At 38.6% G+C, this 17,516-nt stretch carries 16 protein-coding genes and 4 tRNA genes; 17 read left to right on the top strand and 3 right to left on the bottom strand.

The annotated features are described in order from the left end of the window. Window positions 1–11 precede the first annotated feature (11 nt). Window positions 12–878, top strand: a complete 867-nt coding sequence (locus tag GVV19_RS02615) for a patatin-like phospholipase family protein (protein WP_159635664.1) — start codon at window positions 12–14, stop codon at window positions 876–878. Here GVV19_RS02615 and GVV19_RS02610 read toward each other — a convergent pair. Genes GVV19_RS02610 through GVV19_RS02600 form a run of 3 tightly spaced genes read right to left on the bottom strand, consistent with a single transcriptional unit; the run spans window position 860 to window position 2,727 of the window. Continuing rightward, window positions 860–1,519 carry an RluA family pseudouridine synthase gene (locus tag GVV19_RS02610; protein WP_236262314.1) on the bottom strand — a complete coding sequence of 220 codons (660 nt, stop codon included), beginning with the start codon at window positions 1,517–1,519 and terminating at the stop codon, window positions 860–862. The genes GVV19_RS02615 and GVV19_RS02610 overlap by 19 nt on opposite strands. Next, on the bottom strand, window positions 1,500–2,360 hold the full coding sequence (locus tag GVV19_RS02605; RefSeq protein WP_159645302.1) for a class I SAM-dependent methyltransferase: 861 nt from the start codon (window positions 2,358–2,360) through the stop codon (window positions 1,500–1,502). The genes GVV19_RS02610 and GVV19_RS02605 overlap by 20 nt, the downstream gene beginning before the upstream one ends. Then, window positions 2,347–2,727 (bottom strand): hypothetical protein, encoded by a 381-nt coding sequence (locus GVV19_RS02600; RefSeq protein ID WP_159645299.1) that lies wholly within the window; start codon window positions 2,725–2,727, stop codon window positions 2,347–2,349. Before GVV19_RS02600 ends, GVV19_RS02605 begins: the two co-directional genes overlap by 14 nt. A 126-nt stretch (window positions 2,728–2,853) precedes the next feature. Between GVV19_RS02600 and GVV19_RS02595 the strand changes: the two genes are divergently transcribed. The 16 genes from GVV19_RS02595 to GVV19_RS02520 all read left to right on the top strand — a co-directional run bounded on the left by GVV19_RS02595 (window position 2,854) and on the right by GVV19_RS02520 (window position 17,365). Next, on the top strand, window positions 2,854–4,989 hold the full coding sequence (locus GVV19_RS02595; RefSeq protein WP_159645296.1) for an ATP-dependent helicase: 2,136 nt from the start codon (window positions 2,854–2,856) through the stop codon (window positions 4,987–4,989). Continuing rightward, window positions 4,986–6,968 (top strand): NAD-dependent DNA ligase LigA, encoded by a 1,983-nt coding sequence (gene ligA / locus GVV19_RS02590; protein ID WP_159645293.1) that lies wholly within the window; start codon window positions 4,986–4,988, stop codon window positions 6,966–6,968. The genes GVV19_RS02595 and ligA overlap by 4 nt, the downstream gene beginning before the upstream one ends. Beyond that, entirely contained in the window at window positions 6,965–8,104 is a 1,140-nt protein-coding gene (locus GVV19_RS02585) for a CamS family sex pheromone protein (RefSeq protein WP_159645290.1), read from the top strand. The genes ligA and GVV19_RS02585 overlap by 4 nt, the downstream gene beginning before the upstream one ends. An 8-nt stretch (window positions 8,105–8,112) precedes the next feature. Next, complete coding sequence (locus GVV19_RS02580) at window positions 8,113–8,409, top strand: Asp-tRNA(Asn)/Glu-tRNA(Gln) amidotransferase subunit GatC (protein WP_159635647.1); 297 nt, start codon at window positions 8,113–8,115, stop codon at window positions 8,407–8,409. Next, a complete protein-coding gene (locus GVV19_RS02575) occupies window positions 8,409–9,743 on the top strand; it encodes an amidase family protein (protein WP_159645287.1) in 1,335 nt (444 codons plus the stop codon). The genes GVV19_RS02580 and GVV19_RS02575 overlap by 1 nt, the downstream gene beginning before the upstream one ends. Then, the gene (gatB, locus tag GVV19_RS02570; RefSeq protein ID WP_159645284.1) at window positions 9,743–11,161 is read left to right on the top strand and encodes an Asp-tRNA(Asn)/Glu-tRNA(Gln) amidotransferase subunit GatB; all 1,419 of its coding nucleotides are present in this window, start codon (window positions 9,743–9,745) and stop codon (window positions 11,159–11,161) included. Before GVV19_RS02575 ends, gatB begins: the two co-directional genes overlap by 1 nt. Window positions 11,162–11,200: 39 nt before the next feature. Then, complete coding sequence (locus GVV19_RS02565; protein WP_159645281.1) at window positions 11,201–11,878, top strand: hypothetical protein; 678 nt, start codon at window positions 11,201–11,203, stop codon at window positions 11,876–11,878. Between the two features lie 61 nt (window positions 11,879–11,939). Continuing rightward, on the top strand, window positions 11,940–13,118 hold the full coding sequence (locus GVV19_RS02560) for an O-antigen ligase family protein (RefSeq protein ID WP_159645278.1): 1,179 nt from the start codon (window positions 11,940–11,942) through the stop codon (window positions 13,116–13,118). A gap of 114 nt (window positions 13,119–13,232) precedes the next feature. After that, window positions 13,233–13,308: transfer RNA gene (locus GVV19_RS02555), tRNA-Asn, on the top strand. 6 nt (window positions 13,309–13,314) lie between these two features. Continuing rightward, window positions 13,315–13,390, top strand: a tRNA-Glu gene (locus tag GVV19_RS02550). A 268-nt stretch (window positions 13,391–13,658) separates the two neighbouring features. After that, window positions 13,659–13,734 (top strand) — tRNA-Asn (locus tag GVV19_RS02545). Between the two features lie 116 nt (window positions 13,735–13,850). Next, window positions 13,851–13,926, top strand: a tRNA-Glu gene (locus tag GVV19_RS02540). 136 nt (window positions 13,927–14,062) lie between these two features. After that, window positions 14,063–15,862 carry an oligoendopeptidase F gene (gene pepF, locus GVV19_RS02535; RefSeq protein ID WP_159645275.1) on the top strand — a complete coding sequence of 600 codons (1,800 nt, stop codon included), beginning with the start codon at window positions 14,063–14,065 and terminating at the stop codon, window positions 15,860–15,862. A gap of 117 nt (window positions 15,863–15,979) precedes the next feature. Next, on the top strand, window positions 15,980–16,378 hold the full coding sequence (locus GVV19_RS02530; RefSeq protein WP_159640862.1) for a helix-turn-helix domain-containing protein: 399 nt from the start codon (window positions 15,980–15,982) through the stop codon (window positions 16,376–16,378). A 2-nt stretch (window positions 16,379–16,380) separates the two neighbouring features. Further along, window positions 16,381–16,728 (top strand): hypothetical protein, encoded by a 348-nt coding sequence (locus GVV19_RS02525; protein ID WP_159645272.1) that lies wholly within the window; start codon window positions 16,381–16,383, stop codon window positions 16,726–16,728. Between the two features lie 133 nt (window positions 16,729–16,861). Then, entirely contained in the window at window positions 16,862–17,365 is a 504-nt protein-coding gene (locus GVV19_RS02520; protein ID WP_159645269.1) for a hypothetical protein, read from the top strand. The last annotated feature ends 151 nt before the right edge of the window (window positions 17,366–17,516 follow it).

Here is a 17,516-nt window from a genome sequence, read left to right as displayed (position 1 = left end):
AGGTTGGAAGTATGACAAAGGATAAAATTGGCTTAGTTCTTGAAGGAGGCGGCATGCGTGGTGCGTATACCGCTGGGGTTTTAAACTGGCTGTTAAAAAATGATTTGCATTTTGATTATGTGGTGGGGATATCATCTGGAGCGTTGTATGCTGGGATGTATGTTTTGGATAAACCGGAAACCCTTAAGCAAGCTGCTATTGATGTTGCTGCAGATACACGAAATGTGGGGGTAAAACCCTTGATGAAAGAACGCACAATCGTTGGTTATGAGTTCTTGTATGATGCAGTTACGCGAAAGCTTGATTATCCACTGGAAAGTATTGACACAATTCCTGGTGATATTGAAATTGGTGTCTATGATATTGAAGGTGAGCAAACTGTTTGGAAAGACAAATATGAGATTGCGAAACATCCTCGTTATATCCAAGCTGCGTGTACATTACCAATTGTTGGTCGTCGTGTATCTATTGAGGGTCGAGACTATATGGACGGAGGTATCACAACGATGATTCCTGTTCAACGAAGTATCGATGCAGGTTGTGTGAAGCATATGATTGTAACGACGAAGTCGAAAGACTATGTCCGTAAGCCGCAGGGTTTTGTATCAAGTAGTATGTTAAAAATCATCTACCGTAAATATCCGAAATTAGTGAATGACTTCTCAGATCGTGTTGATGTATATTATCGAGAACGTAAGCTTATTGATTCACTTGTAGACGAAGAAAAAGCACTCTATATGTACCCAACAGAAGAGTTAGGAATAGGGCGCTTTAAGGGATCAAAAGATCAATTTGAGAATCTATTTGAAATTGCACATCGTGACTGTGACGCACGACGTGATGAAATAATCAGTTTTTATCAAAGTGTAAAAGGATAACGGTCGGGCGTATGACTTTCAAAAGTCATACGTTCTTTTGTTGTCGGATGTTCAAACGTTAACGTTGTTGCCCATAAGGCAATTTGTTGTCCAGCCTTTGCTCGCGGATTGTAGCGAGCATCACCCCACAATGGGTGGTTGCGTGATGAAAATTGCACGCGAATTTGATGTGATCGCCCCGTAATTAATGAAACAGTGACGGTTGATAAATTGTGTTCAGCATTGTAAAAACTATTTAGGATAATTAACTCTGCGTATTTTGCTTCGGGTGTATTTTTGGATACGACACGAGACATATTTGTTTTACGGTTTTTAAGCATATAATCGCGTAATGTTTGTGGCTCAAGAGCCCCTTGAATGACGGCGGTATAGATTTTATCAAGTTTATGTGTGCGAACTTGGTCACTTAATCGGCTTGCGGCCTTGGAGGTTTTGGCAAAAACCATGACGCCACCAACAGGGCGATCCAATCGGTGAACAAGGCCTACAAAAACGTTTCCAGGTTTATTGTAGGTAACTTTGATATAGTCGCGTACTTCAGAAAGAAGGTCATAGTCGTTGGATGCATCTTCCTGAGTTGGTTGATTTGGTTTTTTCTCAACAACAATAATGTGATTATCCTCATAAAAGATTTTCATCATAACACCACCTTGTCGTTACACCTGCAAATAGCGTTTGATCCATTGTTGTGATAGGTAATCCAATGTCATCGCTATGTGTTGTCGTTGGGAATCCAGCACTTTGTAAGACAGCATCGAGAAGATGTCGCACTGTTTCTGGTTTTAAATCAGTTGTATAGGTATTAACACTTAGAAACAACGCGTCTTTGTCTAAAAGTTCAACAGCAGCCTGAAGTAAGGGCGCTAATTGATCTTTGATTTTCCAACGTTCGCCTTTGGGTCCACGTCCAAAGCTTGGCGGATCCATGATAATTCCATGATAGGTACGACCGCGGCGTTTTTCTCGGTTTAAAAATTTCATGACATCTTCAGTAATTGTACGAATCATTTTATCATCTAGCTGATTCAAACTAATGTTTTCACGTGTCCATTCATTCAACGATTTGAGGGCGTCAATATGGACGACTTCAGTGACGTTTGGTTCCATTGCACATGCAATGGTTGCTGCACCAGTGTAGCCAAATAAATTTAAGATACGAACTTCTTGAGAACTGGATTGAATAACGTTGCGCATCCAATCCCAATTAACAGCCTGTTCTGGAAAAACACCGGTGTGTTTAAATGAAGTGGGTCTTACTTTTAGCAGCATGTCACCGTATGAAAGGATCCATGACTCAGGGAGTGTTTTGTTGAAACGCCACTCAGTGTCGAAAAAGGCATCTACACCCATAGATGGAGCAATTGGTTTCCATGTTGCAACCGGGTCAGGCCGACGGACAACGATGTCTTTATAACGTTCTGTTTTCATACCGTTTCCGGCATCGATTACTTCGAAATCTTGCCATCGGTTACTGATGCGCATTTGGAACCTCCGTAGTGCTGTTTGAAAATGGGTAAAAAACAGCATTTTCCATTAAGAAAATTTCGTGATTTAATTCGTTTGTATCAAAGTTGGGGTCAAAGTGTTCAAATGTCTCAAAAGATATTTTTGTGCCATCAACATTAAAAGTATACGACGATATATCGTTTAACATGTAACCCTGACGTTCCATCCATCCCGTTAACATCATGCTTTGAAAACGGCGTGGGACAAGCAATGTTACGCTGTCCAATGTATTTAAAAAGTCCGAGTCAATGGCTGTAGTGGGATCAACTAGCAAACCTGGAATCATCATTTCAGTTTCGTTCAATAAAGTTACTATATTTGTAATGGTTGTATAATTAGTCATAGGTCCTCGCTTATATACATGACATTATAAGGCATGCGTGGTAACGACGCAATTTATTGCGCGAAAACTCGAATAAATCTCACAGAGTAAAGGGAGTGACTATGCTATAATAATAACGGTGATAAAATGGATTACATACAAGGATTAAACAATGAACAAAAACAAGCGGTTTTAACCCGCAATAAATACGTCCGCGTTATAGCTGGAGCAGGAAGTGGGAAGACTCGCGTCCTGACAACTCGAATCGTGCATCTTATCAAAGACCTTGGATACTATCCATCGAAGATTTGTGCAATTACTTTTACGAATAAAGCTGCGAATGAAATGAAAGAAAGAATGGAGCGAATGGACTCGGATGCAATCCGAGTGCATACATCAACCATTCACTCTTTGTGTGTTCGGATTTTAAGAGAAGATTACGAAGCTGTCGAACTTGTTCGTAGTTTTACAATTATTGACACATCTGACCAACAATCGATTTTGCGTGAAGCATATCGTCTTTTTGACTATGATCGCAAGGAACTGAATCCTCGCGAAGTATTATCATATATTTCAGCTAATAAAATTGCGAATGTTAGCGTCCATCAAGCGATGATGCTTGCGGGATCGAATTATCATGAGACTAAAAAAGCGAATGTCTATGATTTCTATGTTAAGCGTCTTAAAGCACTCTATGCATTAGATTTTGATGATCTCCTTTTAGTTGTGAATAAACTACTTAAAGAGAATGAAGTCGTGCGTGATAAATGGCAACGCCGTTTCCGTGTTATTCTTGTGGATGAGTTTCAAGATGTGGATCATATTCAATATGGGATTATTGACAGTCTTGTTGGTAATGATAATGAATTATACGTTGTAGGAGACCCTGATCAGACCATTTATACGTGGCGGGGTGCAAATGTTGATTTTATCGTAAACTTTGAAAAGAAATATACCGAGAGCGAGACGATTGTTCTAAATCAGAACTACCGTTCGACACAACATATTTTAAATAAAGCCAATCAGTTGATTGAAAACAACAAAGATCGTCCAAAGAAAGATTTGTTTGCGAACAAAGAAAGTGAATTTGATGTCGAGTATCATAGCATGGATGATCCGGAATCAGAAGCATACTGGGTTGCACGTCAAATAGAAACACTTCACGATGAGAGTGGCAATTACCTAGATACTGCAGTTTTATATCGTTCGAATTACCTATCTAGATCACTTGAGAAAGCGTTAATGGCACGCCATATCCCCTATGTGATTTATGGCGGACTTCGATTCTATGACCATGCAGAAGTTAAGGATATGATGAGCTATTTACGAATGATTACGCATGGTGATGATCTCGCATTACGTCGTAGTATCGCAATTCCGCGTCGTGGCATTGGAGATAAGACGTTAGACGGCATTTTTGATCAAGCACAAGAGCGTGGGATGACGATGTACGAAAGTATGGAATATGATGTCCAAAACGGTCTTGCAAATCCCAAAATTAGAAAGTATGTTGCAATGATTCAAGATTTCAAACTTGTTGCATCTGAAAATTCAATTGAATACGTGCTGCAATATGTCTTAAAAGAAAGTGGACTTGTGTCGCATTTTGAAAAATTACAAGAAATGGAACGTATCGAAAACCTAAAAGAACTTGTGTCGGATGCGATGGCATTCGAAAAAAACCATGATGAAGGATCATTGGAAGCCTACATTCAAATGGTAAGCCTTTATGGAGATCGTGAAACTGTAGTCGAAGGTGACTATGTTCGTTTGATGACGGTTCATGCCGCAAAAGGATTGGAATTTGATAATGTCATCATTATGGGCGTTGCTGATAACATTTTCCCCAATAAAAATAGCATTCAAGAAGGTAGTGGCGGAATTCAAGAAGAGCGACGTTTAATGTATGTTGCGATTACGCGTGCTAAAGAACGACTCTATGTAACCAATAATATTGGTTATAGCTTCGTATCAGGTGGTTATGGCAAACCTTCCCGATTTATTCAAGAAATGGGATTGCTAGACACACCTTCAAATCCGTTCAATTCAAGTGTTATACGGGAAGAGGCACAAACATCTCTTGCAACATTTGAAGAAGAAGTCCGTGCAACGCGCACGAATAATTTTAAGAAAGCTGATGTCGTCATTCATGATGATTTTGGCGAAGGTATTGTGATTCGTGTGGAAGACGATACAATTCGTGTTGCGTTTAATTTCCCACATGGAACTAAAACTTTATCACGTAAATTTAAAGGAATACGCCGGAAAGAGAGTATGTCATGACAAGAGAAGAAATCGAAACACTCCGTAAACAATTACATCAGTATAACTATGAATATCATGCACTCGATGCCCCAACAATTTCGGACGTCGAATATGATCAATTGTTTCAAAGACTTCAGACTCTTGAACAAGAACATCCGGAGTTCTCTGATCCCAACTCTCCCACACAAAAAGTGGGAGGTGTAATTGCTCAAGGATTTAATAAGATTACACATCGCTTTCCTATGTATTCATTAGGGAATGCGTTTTCTTTTGAAGATTTGGAAGTTTTTGATCAACGTATCCGAACACAATTCCCAAATGTAGAATACATTGTAGAACTGAAAATTGATGGACTTGCGATGTCTATTGATTATGAAGATGGACAATTTGTTCAAGGAGTTACCCGTGGTGATGGCCGTGTTGGTGAAGATGTGACTGCTAATATTCGTGTCATTGACTCAATTCCACTTCGACTTAATGAAGACGTTGATGTGACGGTTCGTGGCGAGGTGTTTATGCCTGCATCGTCATTTACCCGTGTTAATCAAAGTCGTCTCGAACATGGTGAAGATGTCTTTGCCAATTGTCGTAACGCGGCTGCAGGAACCATTCGGCAATTAAATCCGAAAACAGTTCGTGAACGGGGACTCGATGGATTCTGGTATACCTTAGTCAATGCAGAAGAACTTGGGATTTTGAGCCAATCGGATGCATTAGACTATTTGAAAAAAATTGGTTTCAAGGTCAATCCAGAAGTGAAGAAATTCGATTCAATCGAAGCAGTATATGCCCGAATTCAAGAAATTGAGCAGAATCGTGACACCTTTGGATATGATATCGATGGCGTAGTTGTTAAAGTCAATCAGTTCGCAATTCAAGAATCTCTTGGATTTACAGTTAGAACACCACGCTTTGCGACAGCTTACAAATTTAAAGCGGAAGAAGTAAAAAGCACCGTTGAAGATATTTTTGTAACGGTTGGTCGGACAGGGAAAATAACCCCAAATGCGCAACTCACGCCAGTACAAATATCTGGGTCACTCGTTAGCTATGCAACATTACACAATGAAGACTACATCAAAAATAAAGATATTCGAATAAACGATACCGTAAGTGTTCGAAAAGCAGGAGAGATTATTCCTGAGATCGTCAGTGTGGACGTTTCGAAGCGGAGTGTATCAGCAATCCCTTATGAGTTCCCTAAGCATTGTCCAGTATGTGGCGAAGTTTTGGTTCGATTTGATGGAGAAGCTGACCATTACTGTGTGAATTCGGAGTGCCCTGCTAAAATTGCAGAAGCATTGGTGCATTTCGCCTCACGTGAAGCAATGAATATTGATACCCTTGGTGAAAAAAGGGTCTATCAACTTCATGATGCAGGACTACTCCAAACAATTCCTGACATCTATACATTAAAAAATCATAAAGAAGCATTAGGTACTCTTGATAAAATGGGTGAGAAAAGTGTTGAAAAACTCCTAAATGCAATTGAAGAAAGCAAACAAAATTCGTTAGAAAAATGGCTCTTTGGATTAGGGATTCGTCATGTTGGAGCAAAAACATCAGCAGTACTAGCTGCGCATTTTAACACGATTGAAAATATAATCCAAGCAGACGTTGAAACATTACAAAGTATTCCTGAGATTGGTGTGGTTATTGCACAATCTGTTGCAACATACTTTTCATTAGAAGAAAATCAGCAACTTGTAGCCAATCTATTGTCTTACGGCTTAAGACCAGACTTTGCAAATACAGTCGTATCATCGAAATTTAGTGGGAAGAAATTTGTCTTAACCGGAACGCTCCAAACAATGGGACGAACAGATGCTAAAAAAATCATTGAATCACAAGGTGGTAGCGTAAGTGGCAGTGTCAGTGCGAAAACCGACGTGGTAGTCTATGGTGAAAGTGCAGGGTCAAAACTAGAGAAAGCCCAACAACTTAATGTGGAGACATGGGATGAAGCGCGCTTTATAAGGGAGGTGGAAACATCATGAAAAAAATACTTACAATAATATTAGCACTATTAGTTCTTACTGGCTGTATTCAAGGTTCCAAAACACCAACGAATGAAACCACCGAGACAACGCAAATCGTAAGTGCGGGGAAAGGAGAGTACTCAATCATTACTCCGTACTCATCTTCGCCGTTGCGTCAAGGCTATGCGACAGCGATGCGTGAAATTGATACGATTGAGATTGGTTCGCGTTTGCAAGAATTGTCGAAAGAGTATTTTTCTCCAAGCACTTATTATATTGCTGAGGGAAGTATCATCACACAAGAGCACTATCAGCACCTCATTAATCGTCGTAGTGATGACTATCCATACTCTCTAAACTCTCCAAGTGATGGTTCCGAACCATATGTTGAAAAAGTGAAGGATGAAAAAGGAATCGTGACTAAAACTGTAACTATTCCAAATCCAATGTTTGTTCACAGTATTTATGAAATGAATTTTTATAAAAACAAAGACAAAGCCGAGCTTAACGGTATTAGTCTCGGTGTTGTATTAGATCGTAACCAGATAGTTAATCGTGAAACAGGACTTACTCAAGCAATTACCGATGAGTCGCTCTTTCAAATAGCAAATGACATTATCAGTCCTCGATTGGAATCGTACATGCGTAAGATTCCAGGTATGGAAACAATGCCAATGATGATTGGTTTTTACGTTCAGGACAGCGTCGATGATACATTGAATGGACGGTACTTACCAGGTCACTTTATTGGTCATGCTTACTACGATAATGCGAAGACGATTTCAACATTGACCGCGAATAACGAACGTTGGATGTACATGGGTTCAACACTTGCAACCCAGCAACTTCCTCAATCAAGTAGCAACTTCCAAATCTTCAAACGCCGTGTTCAAGATTTTATTGCTGATGAATCTGTAGGCGTGGTTGGTCAAGCATTTGTAGTTGATAATGAAGTAAAAAAATATGTCATTGAAATAACGATGGGTGCAAAAACACAACTCGAATTTCATGGACTGACCCAATATGTTAGCACGTTAATTAGTAGTATTGATTCAAATCAAGTTCCCGTTGTAGTTAATATAAAACTTTTCCAAAATACACGTGCAGTCATTAACTATCAACCGGGAAGCAATCCAGTCATAACTGTTATATAGGAGGTAACATGGAAAAACTAAACAAAGAGCTTATCGAAAAATTAGCATCCGATTTGATGCTTGAGCTCCAACCCCAAGAAATTACACATATCGAAGAAATATCAAAAACATTCTTGAATCAAATTTCAATATTGCAAAATATCGATACATCAGGTGTGGAAGCAATGTCTTATCCATTTGAAATAGAAACAAGTTGGTTTCGTGAAGACGAGCCAACACATGTTATTTCGCAAGAATTAGCATTCGAAAATGCGCCACGAATAGAAGGCGATTATTTTGAAATAGTTAAGGTGGTTAATAAATAATGTCAATTGATACTCTAAAAAAAGCAAATGAATCTCTAAATGCAATTGTAAGTTATGTCGAACACCAACCTGCATCCGAAGGAAAACTCATAGGATGGGATATTGCTCTCAAAGACAACTTCAATATGATAGGAACTCTGACAACTGCAAGTTGCCAGCTGTTGAGCAATCATAAATCTATTTATAATGCACATGTTACGGACCTTTTGTTAGCTTCAGGGGCTAACATTGTCGCTAAGACATCAATGGATGAATTGGGAATGGGTGGTACAAACTTAAGTGCCATTACAGGACCCGTAAGTAACCCATACGATACATCACGCATTTCTGGTGGATCATCTGGAGGGAGTGCAGCTCTTGTTGGCGCGAAAGCAGTCCGTGTTGCATTAGGATCTGATACAGGAGATAGCATTCGTAAACCAGCGGCTTTCGTTGGAGCGGTTGGAGTCAAACCGACTTATGGACGAATTTCTCGATATGGTGTCATTCCGTATGCATCTTCATTGGATCATGTTGGTTATTTTACACAATCAGTAAAAGATGCAGCATTAATGCTTGAAGTTCTTGCTGGTCGTGATAATAAAGATATGACGAGTTCATTTGAACCAGTACCAGCATATACAGAATTATTAGACATGGATCTTGAAGGCAAACGAATTGGTATTTTCTCATCAATCCAGGATTACATGCCTGAAGGCGAAATTAAAAAGTCTTTCCAAGAATTTACCAACCAACTTGAAGCTAAAGGTGCTATCTTAGTTGACAAAAAAATGGATGAAACACTTCTACGTGCAGTACTTCCAGTCTACTCCATTATTTCAAACTCTGAAGCAGTTGCGAATCATGCTGATCTTGACGGTGTTCGTTATGGCGTCGCACAAGAAGGTGATTCCCTCGAAGAAATTATGAAACGTACGCGTACATTGGGGTTCAGTGAGACCATTAAACGTCGCTTTGTTTTTGGTGCATATGCACTCGATGATAAAAATCAAGAAGAAGTGTTCAATCAAGCTAAACGTGTCCGACGTGTTATCGTGGATGCTTATGCAAAATTCTTTGATGATGTGGATGTAGTTGTTGCCCTTGCATCAACACAAATTGCGCCGAAAATTGAAGGACCATTCCTTGATGAAAAATCAGATCAATCACTTATCTCAGAAAACCACATGGTTATTAATAACTTCAGTGGTTACCCAAGTATGACAATGCCATTAGCATTCGTCGATGCGATGCCAATTGGTATTAACATCAGCACCAAGCCATTTGAAGAAGCAACGATGTTTGCTTATGCAAATGCATTTGAATCACTCATTAACTGGAAAGGGGCATTCTAATGAATTACGAAGCAGTTATCGGTATTGAGATTCACTGTGAACTCAAGACACAATCTAAAATGTTCTCCGGAGCTCCTTTAGGCTATGGTTTAAAACCAAATACAGCAATCAATGAAATTGATCTGAGCATGCCTGGAACGTTACCACAAGTTAATAAACGGGCAGTTGAATATGGCGTTAAGTTAGCTCAGGCGCTTAATTGCGAAATCGATGATTTAGTTCGTTTTGACCGCAAAAACTATTTTTACTCAGATTTGCCGAAAGGTTTCCAAATTACACAACAATTCTACCCACTCGGACAAAACGGATTGTTTAATATTCTGGTAAACGAAGAGATGATGACGGTACGAATTAATCGACTCCATATGGAAGAAGATACAGCCAAGCAATTCCATGAAGGGGAAAATACTTTAATTGACTTTAACCGTGCCGGGACACCACTACTCGAAATCGTTACTGAAGCCGATTTCCGTACTGGCGAACAAGCAGCAGCCTATGTTGATGCACTACGTCTTTTGGTAATCTATTTAGGAATTTCGGATGGGCGTATGGATGAAGGATCACTTCGTTGTGATGTGAATATTTCAATCCGCCCAGAAGGTCAAGAAGCTTTTGGAACTAAAGTTGAAATTAAGAACTTAAACTCTATAAGCAACGTTCAAAAATCCATAGAGTTTGAAATTGAACGTCAAAGAAATGTGATCGAAAGTGGTGACAAAGTTGTGACTGAGACACGTCGTTTTGATGAAAAACAACAAGCAACAGTCGGAATGCGTACCAAAGAAAGTGCTGTCGATTATCGTTACTTTACAGAACCGAATATCGCGCCAATCCGTATTCCAGAAGCAATGCTAAATCAAGAAAGCATTGAACTACCGGTTGCACGTGTAATGCGATACCACAATGATTTAGGATTAAGCATGTATGATGCAACGGTTCTTGTCCGTAATCAAGAGATTGCAGATTATTTTGATACAGTCAGTGCTTTAAATTCACAAGCAAAATTAATTGTTAACTGGTTAACACAAGATATCCTTGCCGTTTTTGATAAAAAAGGCGAACAATGCTTAGAATCATGGATTAAGCCTGCATATTTTAATGACTTTATAGAAGCAATTCATTCCAATACTATTTCATCAAAACAAGCAAAAGACGTTTTCGCAAAAATGGTTGAAGGGGAATCTCCAAAAGAAGTCATCAAGAAATCTGGGATGGTTCAAATTAACGATGAAGGCGCTATTGAAGCTTGGATTGAATCTGTACTGGAAGCAAATCCACAAGTTATTGAAGACTATAAAAATGGGCTGGACAAATCAATTAAATTTGTCGTTGGTCAAGTCATGAAACTTTCTAAAGGACAAGCAAATCCACGCTTAACCAATGAACTTGTATTACGTGTGCTTGCGCAGAAAATATAAATCGTATACAATTTATATTAAATAATAAGGAGGATCATGATGACTCAAAAACAAGATCCAAAAATTAAACAACCCAAAAATAAAACTAAAAAGAAACATGACTGGTCATTCTATGCAATCATAGTGTGCCTTGTTCTTATTGCAATTCCAACAGTATTCCTCGGATATACAATCCTATCAGCAACAGGAGTACGTGGTGAACCAATTATTGGAAATCGCTTTGATGGTGATTTAACACCAGCTATTGAAACTACGGCGCTTGAAACGATACAAAAAAATGTCGAAGCATTAGGTGTCGCTGAAAGTGTAAAATATGAACTCGAGACTGCAACAGTGCGTATCAACGTTAAAGTTGCGGAAGGTACTGATAAAAATGCCATTGCATCAATTGCGAACCAAGTTTATGAAACTACCGTAGCAACACTACCTGTGGGAGAGTATTTCACAGCTTCTGATTCGAAAAAAATGTACGATATTGAAATTAATGTCTACAATATGGTTAAACCAACTGAAGAACAAAGACCAAACTTTATCTACTATATTTACTCAAAATCATCCCAACAAGAAGCACCTGTTGGAAAACTTGTAAGTGAAGCAACAGCACCAGAATTTGTGGAAAAACTAAGAGAGTCTGAATCAAAAGAAGGCGAACAAAAAGAAGCAGCTACTGATACAGAATCTGGCAATGATGTACCTTCAGAAGAAGGAACAGAATAATTGAATAGCATGAAGTGACACTATTGTTATAGTTGTCACTTTTTCTTGTGGTAAAATAACTATGATGACAGACATAATGACAATTGGTAAAAGATTAAATCAACAATTTCAAGAGAATTTATTATTCCTCTTGATTTTTGTCTTGTTTTTGCCGAACTATGTTATGTATCCAAGTCTCATTGCGTTAGGAGTATATGTTGCATATGAATGGGTGAAGTTTAAAGACATCAGTTTTAAAAGTTTCATTTGGCCGCTGATTGCTTACCTAATCGCCGTAGCATATGTTAACAACAACGTTTTGGGGCTTCTGGCAGCAATATTTATGCTTTATATAATTGCGTATGTCGGTGCGGTTAAACGGCGCATTACGCCACGTAACTACATGAAGATGCAATACTATATTGTGTGGAGTTCGCTGTTTAACTTTTTCTTTATATTTATTCAGTACCGTCCACAATGGTTTTCGGACCTTGCGACGAAGGTAATGGCGTGGTTTAATGTTGGACATATGCCGGCGTGGCAACTTCCTCCTTATGGAGATGGTTACTATCGTGCTTATTCAACATTTGATAATCCCAACTTCTACGCATTCATTTTGCTAATTGTTCTATTAGTTTGCTTTAACCAAATTCAATTTCAACTTACATTTAAAAACTATAAGTTGCTCCTCTTTTACGCTGGAGCATTCCTAATCAATACATACGCATTATTCCTAACAGGAACTCGATCCATCCTCTTAGGTCTCGCTGTGGGGCTTGTAGGGGTTATCTTGGTGCAAAGGAAATGGACACAGCTTAAAATTCTGGTGTTTATTGGCTGCATCGTTGGGATCTTTATTATGAACAACCCTTCAATTTTTCCACGGTTCATGGAAGTTGCTGATCATTCGTCCATTCGCTTCCATATTTGGGATAATGCAATGGATGCGATAATTAAAGAACCATGGTGGGGTCACGGTCTATTTTCATATGCTTTGTTGTTTGACAATACTCATGCACATAATATCTTTATCGAAAGTTTATTAAGTCTTGGTATTGTCGGAACGGGTATCTTAACGTTGTTTATTATAGAAAGAGCAGTTGATGTCTATAACAATGCATACTATTTAGACTATCCACTCGCAATCTCTTTACTCGTGGCATTTTTAGTTTATGGTGTCTTCGATATTCCGATATATTACATTCAAACAATCTTACTATTTGCGGTTGTTTTCTGCATTCCAAATCGTAATAAATTCTAATAATACGGCTTTAAATAGCCGTATTTTCTATTCCAAAAGATAATAAATATTTATTTAAAGAAAAGGCTTGCGTTCCGATATCTTGTATGGTATATTTTATAAGCACTAAGCAGTGCTTGTTTAGCTCAGTCGGTAGAGCAACTGGCTGTTAACCAGTGGGTCGCAGGTTCGAGTCCTGCAACAAGCGCCATTTATTGGCCCGTTGGAGAAACGGTTAACTCACATGCCTTTCACGCATGCATTCACGGGTTCGAATCCCGTACGGGTCACCAAAGTGTGATTAACGCAACATTCCGAATGTTGCTTTTTTTTTTATACTTTGACACTTTCGAATTGAGGGTCAAGACATCAGCATAGGAAAAATCAGTCATAAAAAATTTGATATAAACCACACAAATACAGTAGTTAACAGCGACTATATTGTTAAAAAAGTGCAGAATACCCACTGATGATAATGCGTTAAAAAAATTATCCTTAAAAAGTGGAAATTTGCTTGCTTACAGTAGGGATGTATGTTATATTTTATGAGCGTTAAGCGATGCTTGTTTAGCTCAGTCGGTAGAGCAACTGGCTGTTAACCAGTGGGTCGCAGGTTCGAGTCCTGCAACAAGCGCCATTTTATTTTTTAGAAAAAGTGGTGTTGAAAATAAGTGTAAAAAACACTTTACATCAATAACCAATCTTGCTATAATACAAAAGCGCTAAAAAGATAAACATCAATAACGCACAGTTGGCCCGTTGGAGAAACGGTTAACTCACATGCCTTTCACGCATGCATTCACGGGTTCGAATCCCGTACGGGTCACCAATTGTAATTAACACTCACTTCAATGAAGTGAGTTTTTTTTATGCGAGTAATGAAAATGATTACATAAAGCATCTTCGTAAATTTATGATAAAATATAAGCAATGGGTCATTACCCACAATAGAATAGAGGTGCAATATGTCAGATCATTATGAATTACCACTTCGTTCAGAAGTCGCAGAAAAAGATACATGGAATTTAAAACCAATGTTTGAAAGCGATGCAGCGTGGAATGAAGAATACAGTGCTATCGAAAAACAATTAGAAGAAGTTGCGTCATACCAAGGAACCTTAGGTAAAAGTGCTGAAGCACTCTTAGCAGGTCTAAAATTTAGAGATGAGTTGAGTTTTCGTTTAGAAGTTCTCTATATTTATGCACATCTAAGTTTTGATGTTGATACAACCAATCCAACATATCAAGCAATGAATGGTCGCGTCCAAACGCTGGCTGCAAAATTCAGCTCGAGTTTCTCTTTTTACAATACTGAGATTCTTGCGGTGGATGAATCCACCATTCGTGGTTATATTGAATCAAACGACGCATTAAAACTATATACGCACGACTTTGAGAGATTGTTTAAATCACGTGCTCATATTTTAAGTGATAAAGAGGAACGTGTTCTTGCTTCTGCAGGCGAGATTTTCAATGTTCCATCCACAACGTTTGGAATGATTAATAACGCGGATATTCAGTTCCCATCAATCAAAGATGAGAATGGTAATGAGGTTCAGCTGTCACATGGTCGCTATTCCTTGTTTATGGAAAATCCGAATCGTGAAGTTCGTGAACGTGCGTTTAAAGCAATGCAAGAAACATACGGAAATCTTAAGAATACTCTTGCAAGTACCTTATCTGGAAATGTCAAAATTCATAACTTTAATGCAAATATTCGAGGATACAAATCAGCACGTGAAGCAGCCCTTTTCGGGAATGATATTGATGAAAATGTTCATGAAAACCTAATCAATGGAATTCATAAAAACATTAATATGCTTCATGATTATGTAACGCTACGTAATGATGCATTACAACTTGAAGATATCCAAATGTACGATATGTATGTACCGATGGTTGACGATGTTGATTTGAAGTTTACATATGAAGAGGCGAAGGAAATTATTCTTGAAGCGTTATCAGTGCTTGGTGATGAGTACCGTTCGGTCTTGAAACGTGCTTTTGATGACCGATGGATTGATGTCGTCGAAAACAAAGGGAAGCGCTCTGGTGCCTATTCATCCGGATCATACGGAACTGATCCGTATATCCTTCTAAACTGGCAAGAAAACATTGATAACATGTTTACCTTGGCTCATGAATTAGGGCACTCGGTCCACTCTTATATGACGCGTAAATACCAACCGTATATTTACGGAGACTATTCAATATTCGTGGCAGAAGTTGCTTCGACAACGAATGAGAATTTATTACTTAACTATCTTCTTGATCAATACGAAGATCCAAAAGTACGTGCTTATTTATTAAACCATTACCTTGATACCGTCAAGGGTACGGTTTTCCGTCAAACTCAGTTCGCAGAGTTTGAGCATATGATTCACGTAGCGGATCAAGAAGGTACTGCATTAACAGCGGATTACCTAATTGATACTTACTACGCGCTTAATAAATTTTACTATGGCGAATCAGTATCTACTCAAGAAATTGGGTATGAGTGGGCGAGAATTCCACACTTCTACTACAATTATTATGTCTACCAATATGCAACAGGGTTCAGTGCAGCAACGCTCTTTGCAGAAACCATTTATAATGGAGGGGACGTTGAGCCGTATCTAAACTTCTTGAAATCAGGAAGCAGCGACTACCCTATTAATGTCTTGAAAAAAGCAGGTGTTGATATGCATGAAACAACAGCAATTGATACAACACTCGCAATTTTTGGAAAACGTATGGAAGAGCTCCGTACTCTCATTATTAAGTAAAAAAAGTAACCCCATGCACCAATTGAGAGCATGGGGTTTTCATTTGCGAAGGGTGCAAACGATATTTGATAGATAAATAATGATGAATTCGTTAAAGTTAAGGGGGAGGTAGTTAATATGAAACTCGGTGATCGACTGGCAAATTGTCGAAAAGAAAAAGGACTGACGCAGGAATATGTCGCACAAGAAATAGAAGTAACACGGCAGACTGTTTCAAATTGGGAGACAGGCCATGTAGCGCCGTCTCTGGATAAATTACATGCGTTGGCGTTGTTGTATCAAACAAGTTTATACGACCTGATTGAGGGTGATACACAGACTGTCAGGAGTCAAAGTGCTGTATCACAATGGATTGGAAAACAAGTTGATGTTGAATATCTGAGTGGTGTTGTCTTAAGTGGAACTGTCACAGATATGGATCAACAATGGATCGTGCTTCAACTAGATAAAGGCAATGAATCAAAAGTTATCAACCTTGAAGGTATTGGTGCAATTGTTTCTAAAGGGGGACGTTAGAGATGATGGAGTATATTTATTTAGTTATCTTAATTTATATCGCTTATGCCTTAAGTGAGTTGCTAAAAGAAAATCGTGCAGTTCGCACCATGCTTGCGCGACTCACAAATGAAAAAGATTATATCGAGAACCATCTGCGAAAGTATTTAGGTGAGACACTCGCGGTTGAATTGGAAGCGTTGTATGCGCTAAAAAAGAAGACGGTAGAGGGTGGTTTACAGGTAGTACAATTTATGGATATTGATGATGAGTGGGTCACGTTGAGAATTTTGATGCACGATGACACATGGTGTGATGCATTGGTCAAACATGACCGCATTCTTAAAGTTCATCATAAAGTATCGATGTAACTATAACCACTTATGATATATTTTGTGAAATCATAAGAGAGTATCTTTAAAATAAATTTAAATATGCTAAAATGGAAATGTTGAGTTAACACTATATTAAAATCAAGTTCCAGAAATGGTTGTGGGGGAAAACATGCGTTTCTATATGTTTCGAAAAATAATGTTCGATTTTGTGTTTATGAATATACTCATAAATGGGTTCTTTTACTTTGTAGCATTTAGCACACACAAGGGTGCACTGACGATGGTCAATGTCCAATCGGATTTGTTGGTGGGTCTTATTTGGCTGGGTGTATTATGTTCGGGCTTTGGTTTTTATAATACGAAGCGGGACTTACAAAATTGTAAATATGACATTGAAGGGTATCATGTACGACCAGTATATCGAAAACTACCAAAGACATTCCTTGGACGCGTCGCATTCTTGACAGTTGTAGTGATAACATGCATTTATCCATTATTTATGCCGATACCTCAGCTTCTCGGAGCGTTTGAGATTAACCATGCAATTGGGCTCTTTCTAAAAGCAGGTGCTTCGGCGGTTGCTGCCGGGGTCATTGGCCATGTGGTCATGAATTTGTGCATCATGGATTATCAAGACATGCAAAATGCCATCAATGCATACAGTTATAGTTAAAAAAGCCAGTTCGATGAACTGGCTTTTCCTAAATTCAAATCTCAACCGCACCACCAAGGTGCGGTTGTTTTTGTATAATAAAAGGAGCCCACCCGACTAAAAGGAGCTCCCATATGAAGTATAAGCAATTAAATAGAAAAATAAAAGACCA

It is taken from the genome of Erysipelothrix anatis (assembly GCF_009828745.1).
Taxonomy (GTDB): domain Bacteria; phylum Bacillota_I; class Bacilli_A; order Erysipelotrichales; family Erysipelotrichaceae; genus Erysipelothrix; species Erysipelothrix anatis.
The sequence above is the reverse complement of the archived record's forward strand: the minus strand, read 5'-3'. Positions and strand labels throughout refer to the sequence as shown.

Bases quoted from the DNA above. Each gene is read 5' to 3' on its own strand.
- GVV19_RS02520 (WP_159645269.1), top strand. From the start codon at position 16,862: ATGCGTTTCTATATGTTTCGAAAAATAATGTTCGATTTTGTGTTTATG.
- pepF (WP_159645275.1), top strand. From the start codon at position 14,063: ATGTCAGATCATTATGAATTACCACTTCGTTCAGAAGTCGCAGAAAAA.
- GVV19_RS02615 (WP_159635664.1), top strand. From the start codon at position 12: ATGACAAAGGATAAAATTGGCTTAGTTCTTGAAGGAGGCGGCATGCGT.
- GVV19_RS02530 (WP_159640862.1), top strand. From the start codon at position 15,980: ATGAAACTCGGTGATCGACTGGCAAATTGTCGAAAAGAAAAAGGACTG.
- GVV19_RS02585 (WP_159645290.1), top strand. From the start codon at position 6,965: ATGAAAAAAATACTTACAATAATATTAGCACTATTAGTTCTTACTGGC.
- GVV19_RS02560 (WP_159645278.1), top strand. From the start codon at position 11,940: ATGATGACAGACATAATGACAATTGGTAAAAGATTAAATCAACAATTT.
- GVV19_RS02600 (WP_159645299.1), bottom strand. From the start codon at position 2,727: ATGACTAATTATACAACCATTACAAATATAGTAACTTTATTGAACGAA.
- GVV19_RS02605 (WP_159645302.1), bottom strand. From the start codon at position 2,360: ATGCGCATCAGTAACCGATGGCAAGATTTCGAAGTAATCGATGCCGGA.
- ligA (WP_159645293.1), top strand. From the start codon at position 4,986: ATGACAAGAGAAGAAATCGAAACACTCCGTAAACAATTACATCAGTAT.
- GVV19_RS02580 (WP_159635647.1), top strand. From the start codon at position 8,113: ATGGAAAAACTAAACAAAGAGCTTATCGAAAAATTAGCATCCGATTTG.
- GVV19_RS02595 (WP_159645296.1), top strand. From the start codon at position 2,854: ATGGATTACATACAAGGATTAAACAATGAACAAAAACAAGCGGTTTTA.
- GVV19_RS02575 (WP_159645287.1), top strand. From the start codon at position 8,409: ATGTCAATTGATACTCTAAAAAAAGCAAATGAATCTCTAAATGCAATT.
- GVV19_RS02565 (WP_159645281.1), top strand. From the start codon at position 11,201: ATGACTCAAAAACAAGATCCAAAAATTAAACAACCCAAAAATAAAACT.
- GVV19_RS02610 (WP_236262314.1), bottom strand. From the start codon at position 1,519: ATGATGAAAATCTTTTATGAGGATAATCACATTATTGTTGTTGAGAAA.
- gatB (WP_159645284.1), top strand. From the start codon at position 9,743: ATGAATTACGAAGCAGTTATCGGTATTGAGATTCACTGTGAACTCAAG.
- GVV19_RS02525 (WP_159645272.1), top strand. From the start codon at position 16,381: ATGATGGAGTATATTTATTTAGTTATCTTAATTTATATCGCTTATGCC.